18 protein-coding genes are annotated in these 18,950 nt (G+C 64.8%); 8 read left to right on the top strand and 10 right to left on the bottom strand.

Annotation, left to right across the window (positions count from 1 at the left end):
- The first annotated feature begins 44 nt into the window (after nt 1–44).
- A complete protein-coding gene (locus BC1002_RS08885; protein ID WP_013089720.1) occupies nt 45–1,100 on the top strand; it encodes a CaiB/BaiF CoA transferase family protein in 1,056 nt (351 codons plus the stop codon).
- Nucleotides 1,101–1,110: 10 nt separating this feature from the next.
- Here the strand turns inward: BC1002_RS08885 and BC1002_RS08890 are convergent, their stop codons facing one another.
- From BC1002_RS08890 to alr, 3 genes are all read right to left on the bottom strand, one after another.
- Nucleotides 1,111–1,389 (bottom strand): DUF2866 domain-containing protein, encoded by a 279-nt coding sequence (locus BC1002_RS08890; RefSeq protein ID WP_013089721.1) that lies wholly within the window; start codon nt 1,387–1,389, stop codon nt 1,111–1,113.
- A 153-nt stretch (nt 1,390–1,542) separates the two neighbouring features.
- A complete protein-coding gene (gene radA / locus BC1002_RS08895; protein ID WP_013089722.1) occupies nt 1,543–2,919 on the bottom strand; it encodes a DNA repair protein RadA in 1,377 nt (458 codons plus the stop codon).
- A gap of 3 nt (nt 2,920–2,922) precedes the next feature.
- Nucleotides 2,923–3,993 carry an alanine racemase gene (gene alr / locus BC1002_RS08900; RefSeq protein ID WP_013089723.1) on the bottom strand — a complete coding sequence of 357 codons (1,071 nt, stop codon included), beginning with the start codon at nt 3,991–3,993 and terminating at the stop codon, nt 2,923–2,925.
- A 218-nt stretch (nt 3,994–4,211) separates the two neighbouring features.
- On the opposite strand from alr, the gene lplT reads away from it, so the two are divergent.
- The gene (gene lplT / locus BC1002_RS08905) at nt 4,212–5,519 is read left to right on the top strand and encodes a lysophospholipid transporter LplT (RefSeq protein WP_013089724.1); all 1,308 of its coding nucleotides are present in this window, start codon (nt 4,212–4,214) and stop codon (nt 5,517–5,519) included.
- A 61-nt stretch (nt 5,520–5,580) separates the two neighbouring features.
- Complete coding sequence (thiD, locus tag BC1002_RS08910) at nt 5,581–6,387, top strand: bifunctional hydroxymethylpyrimidine kinase/phosphomethylpyrimidine kinase (protein ID WP_013089725.1); 807 nt, start codon at nt 5,581–5,583, stop codon at nt 6,385–6,387.
- Nucleotides 6,388–6,393: 6 nt separating this feature from the next.
- On the opposite strand, the gene BC1002_RS08915 is transcribed toward thiD, so the two are convergent.
- From BC1002_RS08915 to tsaB, 4 genes are read right to left on the bottom strand one after another with little or no spacing between them, the layout of a single operon-like run.
- Nucleotides 6,394–7,395, bottom strand: a complete 1,002-nt coding sequence (locus BC1002_RS08915) for a DUF1853 family protein (protein WP_013089726.1) — start codon at nt 7,393–7,395, stop codon at nt 6,394–6,396.
- 26 nt (nt 7,396–7,421) lie between these two features.
- A complete protein-coding gene (locus tag BC1002_RS08920; protein ID WP_013089727.1) occupies nt 7,422–8,420 on the bottom strand; it encodes a uracil-DNA glycosylase in 999 nt (332 codons plus the stop codon).
- A complete protein-coding gene (rimI, locus tag BC1002_RS08925; RefSeq protein WP_013089728.1) occupies nt 8,407–8,901 on the bottom strand; it encodes a ribosomal protein S18-alanine N-acetyltransferase in 495 nt (164 codons plus the stop codon). Before rimI ends, BC1002_RS08920 begins: the two co-directional genes overlap by 14 nt.
- Nucleotides 8,898–9,734: a tRNA (adenosine(37)-N6)-threonylcarbamoyltransferase complex dimerization subunit type 1 TsaB gene (tsaB, locus tag BC1002_RS08930; RefSeq protein ID WP_013089729.1), complete on the bottom strand. Its 837-nt coding sequence runs from the start codon at nt 9,732–9,734 to the stop codon at nt 8,898–8,900. Before tsaB ends, rimI begins: the two co-directional genes overlap by 4 nt.
- 166 nt (nt 9,735–9,900) lie before the next feature.
- Here tsaB and BC1002_RS08935 point away from each other — a divergent pair, with 166 nt between their 5' ends.
- From BC1002_RS08935 to aceA, 3 genes are all read left to right on the top strand, one after another.
- Entirely contained in the window at nt 9,901–10,170 is a 270-nt protein-coding gene (locus tag BC1002_RS08935) for an acyl-CoA-binding protein (RefSeq protein WP_013089730.1), read from the top strand.
- 502 nt (nt 10,171–10,672) lie between these two features.
- Complete coding sequence (locus tag BC1002_RS08940; RefSeq protein WP_013089731.1) at nt 10,673–12,307, top strand: DEAD/DEAH box helicase; 1,635 nt, start codon at nt 10,673–10,675, stop codon at nt 12,305–12,307.
- A 400-nt stretch (nt 12,308–12,707) separates the two neighbouring features.
- Nucleotides 12,708–14,012, top strand: a complete 1,305-nt coding sequence (aceA, locus tag BC1002_RS08945) for an isocitrate lyase (RefSeq protein ID WP_026228698.1) — start codon at nt 12,708–12,710, stop codon at nt 14,010–14,012.
- Nucleotides 14,013–14,282: 270 nt separating this feature from the next.
- Here the strand turns inward: aceA and BC1002_RS08955 are convergent, their stop codons facing one another.
- Both BC1002_RS08955 and BC1002_RS08960 read right to left on the bottom strand, forming a co-directional pair.
- Nucleotides 14,283–14,717 (bottom strand): universal stress protein, encoded by a 435-nt coding sequence (locus BC1002_RS08955; RefSeq protein WP_013089733.1) that lies wholly within the window; start codon nt 14,715–14,717, stop codon nt 14,283–14,285.
- Nucleotides 14,718–14,844: 127 nt separating this feature from the next.
- Nucleotides 14,845–15,747: a LysR family transcriptional regulator gene (locus tag BC1002_RS08960; RefSeq protein ID WP_013089734.1), complete on the bottom strand. Its 903-nt coding sequence runs from the start codon at nt 15,745–15,747 to the stop codon at nt 14,845–14,847.
- A 134-nt stretch (nt 15,748–15,881) separates the two neighbouring features.
- On the opposite strand from BC1002_RS08960, the gene BC1002_RS08965 reads away from it, so the two are divergent.
- Together BC1002_RS08965 and aceB are read left to right on the top strand one after the other, a co-directional pair.
- Entirely contained in the window at nt 15,882–16,700 is an 819-nt protein-coding gene (locus tag BC1002_RS08965) for a haloacid dehalogenase type II (protein WP_013089735.1), read from the top strand.
- Nucleotides 16,701–16,775: 75 nt separating this feature from the next.
- The gene (aceB, locus tag BC1002_RS08970; protein ID WP_013089736.1) at nt 16,776–18,368 is read left to right on the top strand and encodes a malate synthase A; all 1,593 of its coding nucleotides are present in this window, start codon (nt 16,776–16,778) and stop codon (nt 18,366–18,368) included.
- Nucleotides 18,369–18,494: 126 nt separating this feature from the next.
- On the opposite strand, the gene BC1002_RS08975 is transcribed toward aceB, so the two are convergent.
- Nucleotides 18,495–18,896, bottom strand: coding sequence for a gamma-glutamylcyclotransferase family protein (locus tag BC1002_RS08975; protein WP_013089737.1), 402 nt, complete (start codon nt 18,894–18,896; stop codon nt 18,495–18,497).
- Nucleotides 18,897–18,950: the final 54 nt, after the last annotated feature.

An 18,950-nucleotide genomic window follows, 5' to 3' on the forward strand; every position in this document is an offset into this window, starting at 1 on the left:
TGTCTGGACCCGCGGCTGCAACGGCAACCGAAGTGCCGCCACCGTTGCAAGGACTGCGCGTGCTCGATCTCACGCGCCTCTTGCCGGGTCCGGTGGCCGCGCTGCGCCTCGCCGAGCTCGGCGCCGATGTGTTGAAGATCGAAGCGCCCGGCACGGGCGACCCGACACGCACGATGATGCAGTCGTCGAGCGATCGTGTCGCCGGCCGGCCCGGTGCGTTCTACCGGATGGTCAATCGCGGCAAGCGCGAGACGCGCCTCGACCTCAAGTCCGAAGCAGGACGCAACGTGCTGCGCGCGCTCGCGGCAGAAGCCGACGTGCTGATCGAGAGCTTCCGGCCCGGCGTGATGGAGCGGCTCGGCCTGGGTTATGCGACGCTCAGCGCCGCTAATCCGCGCCTCGTCTATTGCGCGATCAGCGGATATGGCGCAAGCGGTCCGTTCGCTGACCACGCCGGCCACGATCTGAACTACATCGGCTATGCGGGTGTGCTCGATCAACTGGCGAGCCGCGACGGTGCGCCGATCCTGCCGAACTTCCAGATCGCCGATCTGCTCGGCGGCGCCTTGAGCGCGGTCACGCAGATTCTCGCCGCGCTCTGGCATGTCGCGCGTGGCGGCGCTGGACGCTTCGTCGATGTGTCGATGACGCACACGAGCTATGCGCACAACTTCGTCGCGCAAGTCTCGCTGCTCAACGAAGGGGCGGCGCCTGCCGCGGGCAATGGTCTGTTGAACGGCGGCGTGCCCTGCTACAACCTGTACCGCACGAGCGATGAGCGCTGGCTCGCGGTCGGCGCGCTCGAATTGAAGTTCTGGGAAACGCTGTGCATGGCGCTCGATCAGCCCGAATGGGCGACGCGTCACTGGAGCCTGGGGCAGGCGATCGGCGGTCCCGATGCGCTCGCGCTCATTCAGGAAGTCGCCAAATTGATTGCGACGCGCACGCTCGGCGAATGGGTGGAATCGTTAGAATCGCTCGATTGCTGCGTGTCGCCGGTGCTCACGCCCGCTGAAGCGGCGCAGCATCCGCTGTTCAATCCGCACGCGTATGCGGCGGTGGCCGCGAGCGCCGCCAATTCAGACGACGACGGGGCCTAGCCCGCCGCCGTCAACGCCGCGTCGCCGTCTGCCTCGGCAGCGTTTGACGCGGCGACTTCTCGTCGTCGTACAGCAAGTGCTTGCGACCTTCCACATGGCGGCTGATCGTGGCGCGCACTTCGGCGGCTGTCACGTCTTCGGCGACCACGCGCCGCGAGATCTGCCCCGCGGTGTCGATCCACTCGACGATCCGGCAAGCGCCGCCCCAAGGCTGATGAATCGGTGCGGAGACCCGGCAGCCGCGCACCTGGATGTGCTGGCCGGCAGCGGTTTCATCTGACTGTTTCAAAGCGCGATCCTTTTTCGAGCATCAGAAGGGATGCATATCGTTACAGCTTAGGAAAAAGGTATGGCGGCCAGGTTACAGCCAATATGGCGATATTTACAGGGCATTACCGGACCGCGAGCGAACAAGGTACCCGCGAGCCGTCCCGGCCCCCGTCTATTCGAGCGTACGGACGCGGTCGATGGCCTGTTCGATCCGTTCGACGGCAACGACCTGTAAGCCTTCGATCGGCTGTTTCGGCGCATTGGCCTTCGGAATCACCGCCACCGAGAAGCCGAGCTTGGCCGCTTCCTTCAGTCGTTCCTGACCGCGCGGCGACGGCCGGATCTCGCCGGCGAGACCCACTTCGCCGAACACGACAAGCCCCTTCGGCAGCGGCTTGTTGCGCATCGACGAATGAATGGCGAGCAATACCGAGAGATCGGCGGCGGGCTCGGAGATCTTCACGCCGCCCACCGCGTTCAGGAACACGTCCTGATCGAAACAGGCGATGCCCGCATGCCGATGCAGCACCGCGAGCAGCATCGCGAGCCGGTTCTGTTCGAGGCCGACCGCGAGGCGGCGCGGATTCGGCGCGTTGGCCGAATCGACGAGCGCCTGCACTTCGACGAGCAACGGCCGCGTGCCCTCCTGCGTGACGAGCACGCACGAACCCGGCACCGACTGCTCGTGCTGCGACAAAAACAATGCCGACGGATTCGCGACGCCGCGCAAACCACGCTCGGTCATCGCGAACACGCCGAGCTCGTTGACCGCGCCGAAGCGGTTCTTGATCGCCCGCACGAGACGGTACGACGAGTGGGTGTCCCCCTCGAAATACAGCACCGTATCGACGATATGTTCGAGCACGCGCGGCCCGGCGAGCGCGCCCTCTTTCGTCACGTGCCCGACCATGATGATCGTCGTGCCCGACTGCTTGGCGATGCGGGTCAGTTGCGCGGCGCACTCGCGCACTTGCGCGACCGAGCCCGGTGCCGATGTCAAAGCATCCGAATAGACGGTCTGGATCGAATCGATCACGGCGACTTCGGGCCGTTGCTCGGTGATCGTCGCCTGAATTTTTTCGAGCTGGATTTCCGCGAGCAATTGCAGTTCGCTCGCCTTCGAGCCGGGTTCGAGCAGCGCGAGCCGTTGCGCGCGCAACGCGATCTGCGCGCCCGATTCTTCGCCGCTGATATAGAGCGCGCGCTTGTCCGCGGCAATCTCCGCGAGCGACTGCAGCAGCAATGTCGATTTACCGATGCCCGGATCGCCGCCGATCAGCACCACGCCGCCCGGCACGAGGCCGCCACCGAGCACGCGGTCGAATTCGCTGACGCCGGTGGAAAAGCGCGGCACGTCCGATGCATCGATGTCGGCGAGGCGCCGCACCGGGGTGCTCTTCGCGAGCGACTGGAAACGGTGACCGGACGGCGCCTCGGCGACCGATTCGACAAGCGTGTTCCACGCCTGGCAGGACGGGCATTGACCGGACCACTTCGGCGACTGTCCGCCGCATTCCCCGCAGATGTACAACGTCTTCGCTTTCGCCACGCGTTACTCCGCCCGAACCGGCACACGCGGCGCGACCGCGCACATCAGCTCGTAGCCGATCGTGCCGCAGGCCTGCGCGACGTTGTCGATGGGCAGCGCGGTGCCCCACAGTTCCACGCGCGAGCCGACGTTGGCGGTCGGCACGGGGGTCAGGTCGACGGTCAGCATGTCCATCGACACACGTCCAACGATCCGCGTGCGCACGCCATCGACGATCACCGGCGTGCCTTCGGGCGCGACGCGCGGATAGCCGTCCGCGTAGCCGCACGCGACCACGCCGATGCGCATCGGCGCGCGCGCGGTGAACGTCGACCCATAGCCGACCGAACTGCCTTCGCCGAGCGTCTGCACGGCGATCAGTTCCGACGCGAGCGTCATCGCGGGCTGCAGGCCGGTGCCGTCGATCGCGGCCGTCACGCCGGACGGCGACGCGCCGTACAGGATGATGCCGGGACGCACCCAGTCGAAATGCGCTTCCGGATGCCACAGCGTCGCGGCCGAATTCGACAGACTGCGCGCACCGGCGATGCCCTGCGCGCCGCGCTCGAACGCCTCCATCTGATGCGCGATGCCGCGCTCGGCATCGGCATCGGAAAAATGCGTCATCAGCGTGATCTGGCCGACGCCCTGGCAGGCGCGCGCGCGCTCCCATGCGGCACGGAATTTTTCGACCGTGTAGCCGAGCCGGTTCATGCCGGTGTTCATCTTCAGCTGAATATTGACCGGTTTCGACAGACGCGCCATTTCGAGCATGCGCAGCTGCTCGTCCGAATGCAGCGCCGTGGTCAAGCTGTAGCGGTCGATTACGTCGATATCGGTCGGCCGAAAAAACCCTTCCAGCAGAAGAATTGGGCCCGCCCAGCCCAATTCACGCAACTTCACCGCTTCTTCGAGGTCCAGCAACCCAAAGCCGTCCGTTGCGCGCAAACCGGGAAACACGCGCGCGAGGCCATGCCCGTAGGCATTAGCCTTGACGACGGCCCAGATTTTCGATTTCGGCGCATGGCGCCGCGCGACAGCGAGGTTATTGGCGAGAGCAGCGGTATGAATCGTGGCGGAAAGGGGGCGCGGCATGGGATTTTTTCGAAAAGACACTTGCGAATCAGCGGCTTACAAGGCGTTTTCAGCGCTCTGCGGCCCGCTGGGCGGTGCGATCAAGGATTCTGCTAGTCTGAATCCATCTATTTTCATGATATAAAGCCGTGCGCACAACCCATTTCGATCGGCATAAGCCCGGACGCATAACAAACGGCCGGGGCGGACAGACCGCAGCGAGGACAGCATCGCATCAGATGAAAAAAGGCTTTTACACCATCATGGCCGCGCAGTTTTTTTCGTCGCTGGCCGACAATGCGCTTCTGATCGCTGCTATCGCACTGCTGAAAGATCTTCACGCTCCGAACTGGATGACGCCGCTGCTCAAGCTGTTTTTTGTGCTGTCGTACGTCGTTCTTGCCGCCTTCGTCGGCGCATTCGCCGACTCCCGTCCGAAAGGACGCGTGATGTTCATCACCAATACGATCAAGGTGGTCGGCTGCATCACTATGCTGGTCGGCGCGCATCCGCTGATTGCGTACGGCATCGTCGGCTTCGGCGCGGCGGCCTACTCGCCCGCCAAATACGGCATTCTCACCGAACTGTTGCCGCCTGACCGGCTCGTCGCCGCGAACGGCTGGATCGAAGGCACCACGGTCGGCTCGATCATTCTCGGCACGGTGCTCGGCGGCGCGCTGATCAGTCCGCATATCGCCGCGCCGATCCTCAAATGGCACGTTCCCACCGTGAACACACCAGCGGAAGCCGCGATGCTCGTGATCATGGGCATCTACGTGGTCGCCGCGCTGTTCAATCTGCGCATTCCCGACACCGGCGCGCGCTATCCGCGCCAGGAACACGGGCCGATCCGCCTGATCACCGATTTCGCCGACTGCTTTCTCGTATTGTGGCGTGACAAGCTCGGACAAATTTCTCTCGCTGTGACCACGCTGTTCTGGGGTGCGGGTGCGACGCTGCAATTCATCGTGCTGAAATGGGCCGAGGTGTCGCTGGGCATGTCGCTGTCCGAGGCGGCGATCCTGCAGGCGGTCGTCGCGGTCGGCGTCGCGGGCGGCGCGATTTTTGCAGCCTCGCGTGTGCCGTTGAAGAAGTCGCTGTCGGTCTTGCCGGTCGGCATCATTATGGGTATCTCCGTGATGCTGATGGCGTTCTACACGCGTGATCTGTTCCCCCCGCACTGGGGCATTTATTTTGGCCGCATGCACGTGTCGGGCTATCTGATCTTCGCGTATATCTTCCTGATGTTCGTGGGCGGCCTGTCGGGCTTTTTCGTCGTGCCGATGAATGCGCTGCTGCAGCATCGCGGGCACGTGCTGCTATCGGCGGGCCATTCGATCGCCGTGCAGAACTTCAACGAGAACCTGTCCGTGCTCGTGATGCTGTGCCTGTACGCGGTGCTCGTTTGGCTCGACGTGCCGGTTACCGTCGTGATCGTGCTATTCGGCACCTTCGTGTGCGTGATGATGTGGCTCGTGATGCGGCGCCATCAGGCGAACCAGCGCGCGTTCGATTCGGTCGCGCTGATCGGCGAAGCCAAGCACTGATCAACTGCGCCGGGCCGGCCGCGACACGCACGAGCGCGCCCTTCTTCTTCCTCGCTCGACCATGACTCAATCGATTCCCAATGTGCTGACGATCGCCGGTTCCGATTCCGGCGGCGGCGCCGGCATCCAGGCCGATCTGAAGGCCTTCTCCGCGCTCGGCGCCTATGGCGCGAGCGTGATCACCGCGCTGACCGCGCAGAACACGCGCGGCGTCACCGCAATTCACGCGCCGGACCCGGGCTTCATCACCGCGCAGCTCGACGCGGTGTTCGACGACATCCGCATCGACGCGGTAAAGATCGGCATGCTCGCGAATGCGCCGATCGCGCGCGCGGTCGCCGACGCGCTGCGCCGTCACCGGCCCAAACACATCGTGCTCGACACGGTGATGATCTCGAAGAGCAATCACGCGCTATTGCTGCCCGATGCGGTCGCGGTGGTACGCGACGAGCTTCTGCCGCTCGCCGATCTGCTGACGCCGAATCTGCCGGAAGCGGCCGCGTTGCTCGGCATGCAGCCCGCCACCGACGAAGCCGGCATGGTCGAGCAGGGCGAAGCGTTGCGCGGGCTCGGCGCGCGCGCGGTGCTGATGAAGGGCGGCCATCTGAGCGCGACCGATAGCCCCGACTGGCTCGTGCAGGAAAGCGGCACGCTGCGTCTCGGCGGTCCGCGCGTGCCGGTGAAGAACACGCATGGAACGGGTTGCACGTTGTCGTCGGCGATCGCGGCGTTGATTCCGCAGCGCGACGATCTCGCTAGCGCCGTGGCCGATGCGAAGGTTTATCTAACCGGTGCGTTGCAGGCAAGCGAGCGGCTCGACGTCGGCCACGGCGTGGGGCCGGTGCATCACTTTCATCGGTGGTGGTAAGCGGCGTTATTGCTTCGCGTAACGCCGCGCGTGCTCGGGCCAGTCGTCGGGCACGATAAAGCCGCGCGAGCGTTCAAGCAGATGTCCCGTGTCGTCTTCGAGGAATCCGGCGACCATCGTCGGGCCGTGTTGCGGTGAGATTTGCGCGGCGAGCGCGTTTGCGCCGACATAGCTCGAGTCGTCCGCGCCGGCTTGCATTCGATACTGCGGCGCGAGCCATTCGAGTCGCGGCAACACCCGCCACTTGTGCGTGTGCGCGCACGCGAAAGCCGGCCAATCGCGCCGCGTAACCCACCAGCCGCGGCCATGCGCGGGATCGAGTTCGGCAGGATCGGTGGGCGTGACGCCATGCCGGTAAAACAGCCAGCCTTTGACGAACATCTGCGGCGTCCACGCGCCTGTATAGCCCGTCGACGCAAATTCGTCGCGTGCACTGAGCGGCAACTGATGATCGAGCAGATGCGCGAGCTTCAGATCGAAACGGTCCTTCAAATTAGGGCCGACATAATCGGCGAGACGGGCCGCCTCTGCCCCATTCGGATCGCCCGCCTGCAGATAGCACTTCACCGCGAGTTCCCAATGCAATCGCGCGCCCTCGCGCGTGCGCACGAGGAAATCGCATTCGCCGAGCGTGCGGCCCGCGTGTCGTAGCGGCACACCCGCTGCGATCAGTTGCGTCGCCGGCCCATGACACAGGAAAAAGCCCAGCAGGCGTTCGGCGTAGCGGCCAAGACGCGTGATACGCGTTGCCGCGAGATCCTGATGCAGAAGTTCCGGAGTAGCGTCGAGCGCGTGCAGCCAGTCGAGCGTGGCCTGCAATTCCTGCGGTGTATCGAAGGGATCTGCGAGCGCCCCCGCGGGAGGATGGGGGCGCAACAGATCGGGACTCAGCAGCAGCCAGGCGAGATCGCGGACGGCGGGTTCGCGCAGTGCATCGACTGAAGCATCGTCGCGCAAACCCAGCAACGTATCGAGAAGCGCCGCGCGGCTGACAGACGCGGCGGGCATGCGCGCCGCCGGTCCCCCGGGGATCGTCACTTTGATTCGTTCGACGGCGCGCCGGCGTTCGCGAGCCACGTGGCACGCGCGAGGCACAGGTCCGTCCACGCCTTGGCCTTGTCGGGCAGGCTACGCAGCAGATAGGCCGGGTGATAAGTGACGATCACCGGCACACCCTCGTACGTATGCACGCGGCCGCGCAGCGACGAAATGCTCGCGTCGGTCTTCAGCAGACTTTGCGCGGCGAAACGGCCGAGCGCGACGATCAGCTTCGGCTTCACGAGCGATACCTGACGCTGCAGATAAGGTTCGCAACGCGCGACCTCGTCCGGCTGCGGATTGCGGTTGCCGGGCGGCCGGCACTTGATCACGTTCGCGATATACACGTTGGTGCCGCGCGCGAGCGCGAGCGAATGCAGCATGTTGTCGAGCAGCTTGCCGGCTTGACCGACGAAAGGTTCGCCTTGACGGTCCTCGTTCTCGCCGGGCGCTTCACCGATCAACATCCAGTCGGCCTCGCGATCGCCGACGCCGAACACCGTGTTGGTGCGCTTCTCGCACAGGCGGCAGGCCTCGCATCCGGCGACGCGCTCGGCGAGCGCGTCCCAGTCGAGCGTGTGGACAGCCGGCAGTGCGGGCGCGGCGCGGCGCGCTTCGGCAGGTGCGGGGGTCGATGCGGTTGGGTCGTCGAACCACGCGAAGTCGTCGTCGAGTGGGGCGTCGAAAGCCGGCGGGGCCGAAAAGTCCGGTTGCGGTTGTGATGTCTCGCGGCGCGCGGCGGTTTCGTCGAAGCGCGGTGCGGATTCATGCGGCGCTTGCGGCGGTTGCACGTCGGCGGATACGCGCTGAGGTTCGCGCGCGGCCTGAGGCGCAGCCTCGACGCGACGCTCGTCGTCTGCGTCTGCGTCCGCGTCCGCCCGCAGCGACTGCGATGCATCGCCCTGCCCGGCCTCCGCCTGCCGCGCCGCGAGTCCGCGACGCACCCACAACGGCGCGAGTCCGAATTCTTCAAGCACCGATTCATGCAGCGCCATCTTCGCCCTCCGTGGCAAACGACAGACGCATCACGATCGCGTCCTCCCGGCCGCGATGCCGCGCCGGATAATAATTTTTGCGCCGGCCGATCGACGCGAAGCCGAAGCGCTCGTACAACCGGATCGCCCGATGATTCGACGGCCGCACTTCGAGCAGCAGCCCCTCGAGCTTCTCCGCGTGCGTGATGCGCACAGCCTCGCGCAGCAGCGCGAGGCCCGCGCCGGCGCCTTGCGCTTGCGGCGCGACGCACAGATTCAGCAGATGCATTTCATCGACGACCGGCATCAGCACGCAATAGCCGATCAAAGTGCCCGTCACGTGACGCAGACAAACGCCGAAATAGCCGTTGCGCAGCGAGTCGCCGAAGTTGCCGCGGCTCCACGGAAACTCATACGCGAGCTTCTCGATCGCGGCGACTTCGTCCAGGTCGCTTTCGGTCATCGGCGACATATAGCGGTCCGTGAGCAGCACGCCGCTCATGGGCGCGCCTCGTCGCGAGTCGGCTGGCCGGACGCGCCGTCGGGCGCACGCTGGGCGCACGGCTTCGCGCCATGCGCCGCCTTGGCTGATTTGGCCGCTTTGTCGGCCATGCGCTCGGCGGTCGTCTGCGCGACCTTGTCACGCACGTACTCGGGCGCGGCCTGATCGGCGGGAACCGTGCGACCCGCATGAAACGCGCGCAGCGCCGCGTACGCGAGCGGCAACGCATGCGGCAACGCTTCGCCATCGACGCTCCGCGCGGCGGCGACCGCCGGCAATCGCTCGCCGAACACGGCCGCCGCGTTGCCGGCGAGCGTGAATGGCACGTCGGGCAGCACGAGCCGCTCGGGTGCATCGAGCGACGCGGTCTGCACAGTGCGCCATTCGTGTTGCGCGTCGTCCCACGCGTAGTCCGCCCAGTAGATTTCGTCCATGCGCGCGTCGAGCGCGGCGAGCACGCGCGTCGTCGACGGATCGCGCAGGCGGGCGCTCTCCGCGCACGCGAGCAGCGTGCCGATCGGTACGACCGGCAGGTTCAGGCCGAACGCGAGGCCTTGGGCGACACCGGTCGCCGTACGCAGTCCGGTGAACGAACCCGGACCCGAGCCGAACGCGATCGCGTCGCAGTCCGCCAGCGTGAGGCCGGCTTCGTCGAACAGCTCGCGGATCGCCGGCAGCAGGCGGGTACTGGAGACCGCGCCGGTTTGTTCGTGACGAACCCAGACGCACGGTTCGGCGCTGGGCTGACCGGCGGCATCGACGGACGCGGACACGAGCGCCGCCGAACAGAATTCGGTCGAGGTATCGAGGGCAAGGAGCACTGTTTGAGTCATGGACCGTATTGTAATCGGCGCGGTGCGCGTGAATGTGGTTTGCGCGGCCTTGCTGTCCCGTTTCGCGACCGCCCAGTTTGGAATAAGCCCTCGGCCCCGTTGTGTCAGGCAATTGTTATGATTTTCGGCCGATCTCATCTCTCCCGCCGCGCGCGGCCACACCATCATGACCGATATCAATTCCCAGTTCGAACAAGCCCAGCAAGACGTCAAGCAGTTGCCCGAGCGTCCGGGCAATCTGACGCTGCTGCGCCTCTACGCACTCTTCAAGCAGGCGAGCGAGGGCGACGTGCACGGCGACAAGCCGGGCTTCACCGACATCGTCGGCAAATACAAGTACGAAGCTTGGGCGGCGCTCAAGGGCACCGCTCAGGACGCTGCGAAGCAGCAATACGTCGAGCTCGTGGAATCGCTGAAGAACGGCGCCGCGGCCTGAGTTTTCGGAGCGTCACTCATCTGCGGAATTGGCCGTCTGGCAACGCTGTGACGGCCTCATGGCGATTTCGGGGGCGAAGTTTCGGGCCGCCGTCCTCACTTCCCTACTGCATTCCGGCACTTTTTTCTGTCGGAATTGCCTGAATGGTGGCGCAGTGCAGCAAAGGTCGCTATAATGCGGCCTGCGCTTCTCTGCTTTGCCCGTTTTTCCAGCGGTCCTCGCGGCGCAGCGTACCATAGCGTTTGCTCCAATCCAGTTTAGAACCTGTCCCCTTCTGCCTAGCCCCCTACGGGCTCAAGTCCCAGGCTGGCGACTCGCCAATGTCGGCACGTCGCATCCGATACAGCTTCTAACGAAAAACTCGCCTTCATTGTCGCGAGTTGCCCCCGTTTTTCGATTTGCTCGCTGCTTTTTTGCTCGCTGAATCCGACGACTTGGGTATGCCGATTGGCGTTGACGTTTTCATCCGATGAACCACCCAGGATCGTTTTCAAGGATTCACATGACTTTGAGCAACACCCCCAGCAGCCTGTTGAACGCCATCGCCGACGAAGCACTTGGTCTCGCGCCCGCCGCTCCCGCAGCCGCCGCACAAGCTGACGCCAAGCCGAGCTTCGCGTCGCTCGGCCTGTCCGCGGAAGTCGTCTCCGCGCTGACCGCCGCTGGCTACGAGCACCCGACGCCGGTGCAGCAACGCGCTGTGCCGGCTGGTATCGCCGGCCGCGATCTGCTGGTTTCGAGCCCGACCGGCTCGGGCAAGACCGCCGCCTTCATGCTGCCCGCCATCGAGCGTTTCGCGCAGCTGCAAAAGGCCCAGGCAAGCCAGCCGCGCGAACCGCGCCCGGCCGACGGTGGCCGTGGCCGCCGTCCGCAGCCGGTCGCACGTCCGACCATGCTGGTGCTGACCCCGACCCGCGAACTCGCGATGCAGGTCACGACCGCCGCCGCGACGTACGGCAAGCACCTGAAGCGCCTGCGCACCGTCAGCATTCTGGGCGGTGTCGCTTATGGCCAGCAGCTGATGCTGCTCGCGAAGAACCCTGAAATCCTCGTTGCGACGCCGGGCCGTCTGATCGACCACCTCGAGCGCGGCCGCATCGATCTGTCGCAACTGCAGATCCTCGTGCTCGACGAAGCCGACCGCATGCTCGACATGGGCTTCATCGACGACATCGACACGATCGTCGCCGAGACGCCGGCTACGCGTCAGACCATGCTGTTCTCGGCCACGCTCGACGGCAAGATCGGCTCGCTGACCGGCCGTCTGCTGAAGGACCCGGAGCGTATCGAGATCGTCCAGCGCATGGAGCAGCGCACCAACATCTCGCAAACCGTCCACTACGTCGACGACCGCGATCACAAGGACCGTCTGCTCGACCATCTGCTGCGCGCCGACGGCCTCGATCAGGCGATCGTCTTCACGGCAACCAAGATGGACGCCGACCAGCTGGCAGGCCGTCTGGCCGACGCCGGTTTCGAATCGGCCGCCCTGCACGGCGACCTGCCGCAAGGCGCGCGTAACCGCACGATCCGCGCGCTGCGCGAGCGCCGCGTGCGCGTGCTGGTTGCGACCGACGTCGCCGCTCGCGGTATCGACATCCCGGGCATCACGCACGTGTTCAACTACGACCTGCCGAAGTTCGCCGAAGACTACGTGCACCGTATCGGCCGTACCGGCCGCGCGGGCCGCTCGGGTATCGCGGTGAGCCTCGTGCATCACGCCGAACAGGGCGCGTTGAAGCGCATCGAGCGCTTCGTGCGCACGCCGCTGCCGGTCAACGTCGTCGAAGGCTTCGAGCCGCGCAAGGCGCCGCCTTCGGGCAACGGCCGTCCTGGCTTCGGTGGCCGCGGCCGTCCGGGCGGTAACGGCCGCCGCTTCGGCAGCGGCTCGGGCAAGCCGGGCGGCTACGGCGGCTCGCGCAACGGTAACGCCAATGGCAACGGCAATGGCGGCGGTTGGGGCAACAAGTCGGCCGGCGGCTCGCGTGATGGCTACGGCTCGCGTGATGGCTACGGCTCGCGCGAAAGCCACGGCGGTTCGCGTGACGGCTATGGTTCGCGTGACGGCTATGGTTCGCGCGACGGTTACGGCGCGCGCCGCAACGACGGTCCCCGTTCGGCACGTCGTGGCAGCTAATCGCTAGCCATCAGACCCACAGACGGCTTCGCGCCGTCCGTGGCAACGGAAGAAACCGGCGCTCAGGCGCCGGTTTTTTTTCGCCTATCGACTGCCCGCCCCAAATTTCACGATGTAAAAAAAATTTTTGCGTCGTAAAAAATCATGCTGCAAAGCACAAGAAGGACTATTGCGACAGGGAAAATATCGTTTCTCATCGCGAAACGCAGGATTTAACCTATTGATTTCATATAAAAATAAATATTTGAAAAACTCTTTGCGGCGTCTATGGTGCGTCCATCGATTTGCCTAGACTCTTATATAAGACTTCACGAAACAGAACGCCTCTGCTGGCCCTACGCTTCGAGAAGACAGAGTCACCCATCCTCCATAACTGGCATCGAAGGAGCACATCATGACAATGACCCGCGAACAGCAAGTGCAGCAACTCAAGCAGCAATGGGAAACGGACCCGCGCTGGAAAGGTGTCAAGCGCACCTACTCGGCCGAAGACGTGGTACGCCTGCGCGGCTCGGTGCAACCCGAGCACACGCTTGCGAAGCGCGGCGCCGAAAAGCTGTGGGCCGCAGTGAACAGCGAGCCGTTCGTCAACTCGCTCGGCGCACTGACCGGCAACCAGGCGATGCAGCAAGTGAAGGCTGGTCTGAAGGCGATCTATTTGTCGGGCTGGCAGGTCGCGGGCGATGCCAACGTTGCCGGTGAAATGTACCCGGACCAATCGCTGTATCCGGCCAACTCGGTGCCGCTCGTCGTCAAGCGCATCAACAACACGCTGACGCGCGCCGACCAGATCCAGTGGTCGGAAGGCAAGAACCCGGGCGATGAAGGCTACGTCGATTACTTCGCGCCGATCGTGGCCGACGCGGAAGCCGGTTTCGGCGGCGTGCTGAACGCGTTCGAACTGATGAAGGCGATGATCGAAGCGGGCGCGTCGGGCGTGCACTTCGAAGACCAGCTCGCATCGGTCAAGAAGTGCGGCCACATGGGCGGCAAGGTGCTCGTGCCGACCCGCGAAGCCGTCGCCAAGCTGACCGCCGCGCGTCTGGCCGCCGACGTGTCGGGCGTGCCGACCGTGCTGCTCGCCCGCACCGACGCGGAAGCCGCCGACCTCGTGACCTCGGACATCGACGACAACGACCGGCCGTTCCTGACCGGCGAGCGCACCGTCGAGGGCTTCTATCGTACGAAGCCGGGTCTCGAGCAGGCGATCTCGCGCGGTCTCGCGTACGCGCCGTACGCCGACATGATCTGGTGCGAAACCGGCAAGCCGGACCTCGAGTTCGCGAAGAAATTCGCCGACGCGATCCACAAGGAGTACCCGGACCAGCTGCTGTCGTACAACTGCTCGCCGTCGTTCAACTGGAAGAAGAACCTCGACGACGCGACGATCGCGAAGTTCCAGCGCGAGCTCGGTGCAATGGGCTACAAGTTCCAGTTCATCACGCTGGCCGGCTTCCACGCGCTGAACTACTCGATGTTCAACCTCGCTTACGGCTATGCGCGCAACCAGATGACCGCGTTCGTCGAGATGCAGCAAGCCGAGTTCGCGGCGGCCGAAAAGGGCTTCACCGCGGTCAAGCACCAGCGCGAGGTCGGCACCGGCTACTTCGACGCGGTCACGCAGACGGTCGAGCGCGAAGCATCGACGACCGCGCTGCACGGTTCGACGGAAAACGAACAGTTCTTCGACAAGAAGGTCGCCTGAGATCAGCCGGTCGGGTCACGTAGTCTCGTGGCCCGAACGCAGCAACGATCGGCAAATGTCGAGCGGCACCGTCAGATTGCCGCCGACACTGGGAGGGCCGCGCCGTACCGGATTGGCAGAAGCATTAGTGCGCACGCCAGCGGCCGGGGTCTGAGAGAAGCCAGCACGCGGCAAGCGTGCGGCGAACCTGAACGCGCCGGCTTCGCCGCCGGCGCGTTTTTTTTCGAAGGCCACGCATGCCGGCACGCCGCCGGCGGAGTGCCATGCAATTCAGCGATAGACGATCACAGGAATTTTCGTATGCGTGAGCACGCGCTGCGTTTCACTGCCGATCAACAGGCTGCCGAGCCCGCGCCGCCCATGCGACGCCATGAAGATCACGTCACAGTCGCCCTGCTCGGCCGCTTCGATGATGCCGAGATACGGCGCCGGATGCACGCTCGTGCGGCTCTCGACGTGGACGCCGACGCGGTGGGCCGCATGCTCGACTTCGCGCAGATGCACGCGGGCTTCGCGCTCGCTGCGTTGCAGGAACTCGCCGGGTGGTTCGACCGCGACATCGGAGAACGGCGAGTACGGGTATTGCGGCAGACATGCGTACGCGGTCACGCGGGCGCCCACGGCCTGCGCGAGATCGATCGCGCCCGCTATCGCCTTGCGTGACAGATCTGAACCATCGGTCGGAACCAGGATGTGCCTGAACATGATGCCCTCCGTCGCCGGCTGCGCGCAGCACGGCGTCAGCGTCCAACAAAGCCCAGGGTACAGGCTGCTCGAAACGATTGTAATGCGTATGAATGCGGGCAATTGCGTCCGTCTAGGGCTTGGCGCGTCAGTCCCAGTAACCGGGTTCGCCGTACGTATGCTTGAGAAAATCCAGAAACAGCCGCACCCGCAGCGGCAGATGACGGCGTTGCGGAAACACCGCGTGGATGCCGACCGGCGGCGCGGCGAATTCGTCGAGCACCGTGACGAGGCGCCCCGCCGCGAGGTCCGCGCCGACCTCCCACCACGAGCGCCACGCGAGTCCGTGTCCGGCGAGACACCATTCGTGCAGCACCGCGCCGTCCGAGCATTCCATCGTGCCGGACACCTTGATCGAAACGACCTTGCCGTCTTGCTGGAACATCCAGCCGCGCTGCTGGTTCGCGCTCGCGCCGAGCGCGAGACAGTTGTGGCGCGCGAGCTCGGCGAGACTATGCGGCGCGCCGCGCCGGTTCAGATACGCGGGCGACGCGACACACACGCGGCGGTTTTCGGCAAGCTTCAGCGACACCAGCGACGAATCGGGCAACTCGCCGAGCCGCACCGCGCAATCGAAACCCTCGTTGACGAGATCGACGAGACGATCGGACAAATCGAGCGTGATCGACACGTCGGGATGCGCGACCGTGAACGCGGGCACCAGTGGCGCCACGTGCCGCCGCCCGAAGCCGGCCGGCGCCGACAGCCGCAGATGGCCGCTCGCCTTCACGCCGCCCGCCGACACGCTCGCCTCGGCGTTCTGCATGTCGTGAAGGATGCGCTGGCAGTCTTCGAGAAAGGCCGAGCCTTCGAAGGTCAGCGTGATTTTGCGCGTCGTGCGCACCAGCAGCTTGACGCCGAGACGCTCCTCGAGCGCGTCGATGCGCCGGCCGATGATCGCGGGCGCGACGCCTTCGGCGAGCGCCGCCGCGGACAGGCTGCCTTTGGCCGCGACAGTGGCGAAGGTCTCGATCTGCTTGAAACGGTCCATGAAACGGCGCAAAAGTGAGAGTTCCGTGTGAGATTAGGTATATGAAAGTAAAAGATCAAGTGATCTTTGGCCTATTTTTTAGCACCAAAGTCACCAATACAATCGATCTCGACCTCTGACAGGAGCGCATGGCAATGTCGGCCACAACGACACTTTCACCGCGAGCAGTGATTTTCGACGCCTACGGAACGTTGTTCGACGTGCATTCGGTGATCGCCGCCGCGGAGCAACTATTCCCCGGACACGGCGACGCATTGTCCCAGCTGTGGCGCCAGAAGCAGATCGAATACACGCAACTGCGCACGCTCGCCGCGCGCACCGACGCGCCCGGCGAACACTACCGCCCGTTCTGGGACATCACGCTCGACGCACTGCGCTTCGCCGCGAAAAGACTGCAGCTCACGCTCGGCCGCTCGGCCGAAAAGCGTCTGATGGACGAATACGCGTGCCTGTCCGCGTTTCCCGACGCGGTGCCGGTGCTGCGCGCGTTGCGCGAGCCCACCGCCGCGCCGCGTGCCGGGTTCAGACTCGGGCTCGCGATTCTGTCCAACGGCAATCCGCAAATGCTCGACATCGCGGTCAAGAGCGCCGGTATGAGCGCCCTGTTCGATCACGTGCTGTCGGTCGACGCCGTGCGCATGTACAAACCCTCGCCCGCCGCGTACGCGCTCGGCCCCGATGCGTTCGGCGTGGCCGCGCGTGAGATCGTGTTCGTGTCGTCGAACGGCTGGGACGTCGCGGGTGCGACCTGGTTCGGCTTCACGACGTTCTGGCTGAACCGGCAGAACCTGCCCGTCGAAGAGCTTGGCGTGACACCGCACGGTACCGGCGGCGGCATGAACGATCTGCAGGGCTTTCTGCAGACACTGTCGACGTCGTCGCGCTCGACCGGCGGCCGCCAAACCAGAACTCAGGGCAATGGCAGCCGCAAGCGCGCCAGCCCGCGCGTATGACGCCTTCGCGCTCGTGAACTCACTTGCCCTTTTTAACCTTCGCACTTTTGCAATCTGACCGACCAAGGAGAAAACATGGCTAATCCGCTGTCGTTGCCGCAAGGCATGGAAATCACCGGCGACATCAAGCCCGGCTTTGAAGCGATCCTCACCCGCGAAGCGCTGGAACTCGTCGCGGCCTTGCATCGTACGTTCGAGCCGCGCCGTCAGCAGTTGCTGCAGGCGCGCGTCGAACGTGCAAAACGGCTCGACGCGGGCGAGCGGCCCGACTTCCTCGCCGCCACGAAGAGCGTGCGCGAAGGCGACTGGAGCATCGCGCCGCTGCCGCGGGATCTGCAGTGCCGGCGCGTCGAGATCACCGGGCCCGTCGAGCGCAAGATGATCATCAACGCGCTCAATTCGGGCGCGGACTCCTACATGACCGACTTCGAGGATTCGAATGCGCCGAGCTGGGACAACCAGATCACCGGTCATGTCAATCTGAAGGACGCGGTACGTCGCACGATCTCACTCGAACAGAACGGCAAGTCGTACCGGCTCAACGACAAGACCGCGACGCTGATCGTGCGCCCGCGCGGCTGGCATCTCGACGAGAAGCACGTGAAGGTCGACGGCGAGCGCGTGTCGGGTGGCATCTTCGATTTCGTGCTGTACATGGTGCATAACGCGAAGGAACTGATCGCGCGCGGCTCGGGCCCGTACTTCTATCTGCCGAAGATGGAGAGCCATCTCGAGGCGCGCCTGTGGAACGACATCTTCATCGCCGCGCAGGAAGCCGTTGGCGTGCCGCGCGGCACGATTCGCGCGACGGTGCTGATCGAGACGATCGTCGCCGCATTCGAAATGGATGAAATCCTGTACGAGCTGCGCGAGCATAGCTCGGGTTTGAACGCGGGCCGCTGGGACTACATCTTCTCCGCGATCAAGAAGTTCAAGAGCGACCGCGACTTCTGCCTCGCCGATCGCTCGCAGATCACGATGACCTCGCCGTTCATGCGCGCGTACGCGCTGCTGTTGCTGAAGACCTGCCATCGCCGCAACGCGCCGGCGATCGGCGGCATGAGCGCGCTGATTCCAATCAAGAACGATGCGGCCGCGAACGACAAGGCGATGGCCGGCGTGCGCTCGGACAAGGCGCGCGACGCGGGCGATGGCTACGACGGCGGCTGGGTCGCGCATCCGGGTCTCGTGCCGGTCGCGATGGAAGAATTCGTCAAGGTGCTCGGCGACCGGCCGAATCAGATCGACAAGCAGCGCATCGACGTGCTCGTGACCGCGACCGATCTGCTCGACTTCCGCCCGGAAACGCCGATCACCGAAGCGGGCTTGCGCAACAACATCAACGTTGGCATTCACTACCTCGGTTCGTGGCTTGCGGGCAATGGCTGTGTGCCGATTCACAACCTGATGGAAGACGCGGCCACCGCCGAGATTTCGCGCTCGCAGGTGTGGCAGTGGATCCGCTCGCCGAAGGGCAAGCTCGACGACGGCCGCAAGGTGACGGTCGAACTGGTGCGTGAGCTCGCGGTGCAGGAGCTCGACAAGGTCAAGCAAACGGTGGGCGGAGATACGAAGCCATATGAACGCGCCGCGCAGATCTTCGAGCAGATGTCGACCGCGGAGCAGTTCACCGATTTTCTGACGCTGCCGCTTTACGAAGAGATTTGATGGTGTCGATGATGCGGGCTCGGGCGCATTGAACCTGCTCGAGCCGGTTGATCACATCTATTCGAATGACGGCGCGCCGCGGACGTACGTGGCGCGCCGTTTTTTTGCTCGCGTTGGCGGACCAGCTCAGCGCGTGCGCCGATGTTTGACCCAATCCCCCGAACGAATTTCGGGCAGCCCTTTGACCGCGTTCGGCGCGACCGGATAGAAGCGGCAGTTCACGACGTCGCCGTCTACTTTGACCATCACCTCGCGCGCCAGAAAACGATCGTCGACGCCCGGATAAACGGCTTCGATCTCGTCGAGCACCGCGACGAGCGCATCGTCGATTTCGTAGACGTCGCCGACCACGTCGACGCCCGCTTCGTCGACGACGAGACCCGGATAGTCGCCAAAATCGAACAGATGGCCGCGCACCGTAGTGCTGCCGAGCAGGCTTGGCGCGGGCAGGTCGTTGCGCGCCGCGGCTTCGCTGATGTCGTTGGTTTCACCGGCACGCAGCGTGCCGTAGACAAAGACGGTTTGCATCGTCGTTGAGTCTCCGTGGTCAGAGGTGATGGGGGGCGCGGGGGGCCATCGGGA

It is taken from the genome of Paraburkholderia atlantica (assembly GCF_000092885.1).
In the GTDB taxonomy this organism is placed as follows: Bacteria; Pseudomonadota; Gammaproteobacteria; order Burkholderiales; family Burkholderiaceae; genus Paraburkholderia; species Paraburkholderia atlantica.

Bases quoted from the DNA above. Each gene is read 5' to 3' on its own strand.
- lplT (WP_013089724.1), top strand. From the start codon at position 4,212: ATGAAAAAAGGCTTTTACACCATCATGGCCGCGCAGTTTTTTTCGTCG.
- BC1002_RS08965 (WP_013089735.1), top strand. From the start codon at position 15,882: ATGTCGGCCACAACGACACTTTCACCGCGAGCAGTGATTTTCGACGCC.
- thiD (WP_013089725.1), top strand. From the start codon at position 5,581: ATGACTCAATCGATTCCCAATGTGCTGACGATCGCCGGTTCCGATTCC.
- tsaB (WP_013089729.1), bottom strand. From the start codon at position 9,734: ATGACTCAAACAGTGCTCCTTGCCCTCGATACCTCGACCGAATTCTGT.
- rimI (WP_013089728.1), bottom strand. From the start codon at position 8,901: ATGAGCGGCGTGCTGCTCACGGACCGCTATATGTCGCCGATGACCGAA.
- alr (WP_013089723.1), bottom strand. From the start codon at position 3,993: ATGCCGCGCCCCCTTTCCGCCACGATTCATACCGCTGCTCTCGCCAAT.
- aceB (WP_013089736.1), top strand. From the start codon at position 16,776: ATGGCTAATCCGCTGTCGTTGCCGCAAGGCATGGAAATCACCGGCGAC.
- BC1002_RS08935 (WP_013089730.1), top strand. From the start codon at position 9,901: ATGACCGATATCAATTCCCAGTTCGAACAAGCCCAGCAAGACGTCAAG.
- BC1002_RS08940 (WP_013089731.1), top strand. From the start codon at position 10,673: ATGACTTTGAGCAACACCCCCAGCAGCCTGTTGAACGCCATCGCCGAC.
- BC1002_RS08915 (WP_013089726.1), bottom strand. From the start codon at position 7,395: ATGCCCGCCGCGTCTGTCAGCCGCGCGGCGCTTCTCGATACGTTGCTG.
- BC1002_RS08960 (WP_013089734.1), bottom strand. From the start codon at position 15,747: ATGGACCGTTTCAAGCAGATCGAGACCTTCGCCACTGTCGCGGCCAAA.
- BC1002_RS08955 (WP_013089733.1), bottom strand. From the start codon at position 14,717: ATGTTCAGGCACATCCTGGTTCCGACCGATGGTTCAGATCTGTCACGC.
- aceA (WP_026228698.1), top strand. From the start codon at position 12,708: ATGACCCGCGAACAGCAAGTGCAGCAACTCAAGCAGCAATGGGAAACG.
- BC1002_RS08975 (WP_013089737.1), bottom strand. From the start codon at position 18,896: ATGCAAACCGTCTTTGTCTACGGCACGCTGCGTGCCGGTGAAACCAAC.
- BC1002_RS08920 (WP_013089727.1), bottom strand. From the start codon at position 8,420: ATGGCGCTGCATGAATCGGTGCTTGAAGAATTCGGACTCGCGCCGTTG.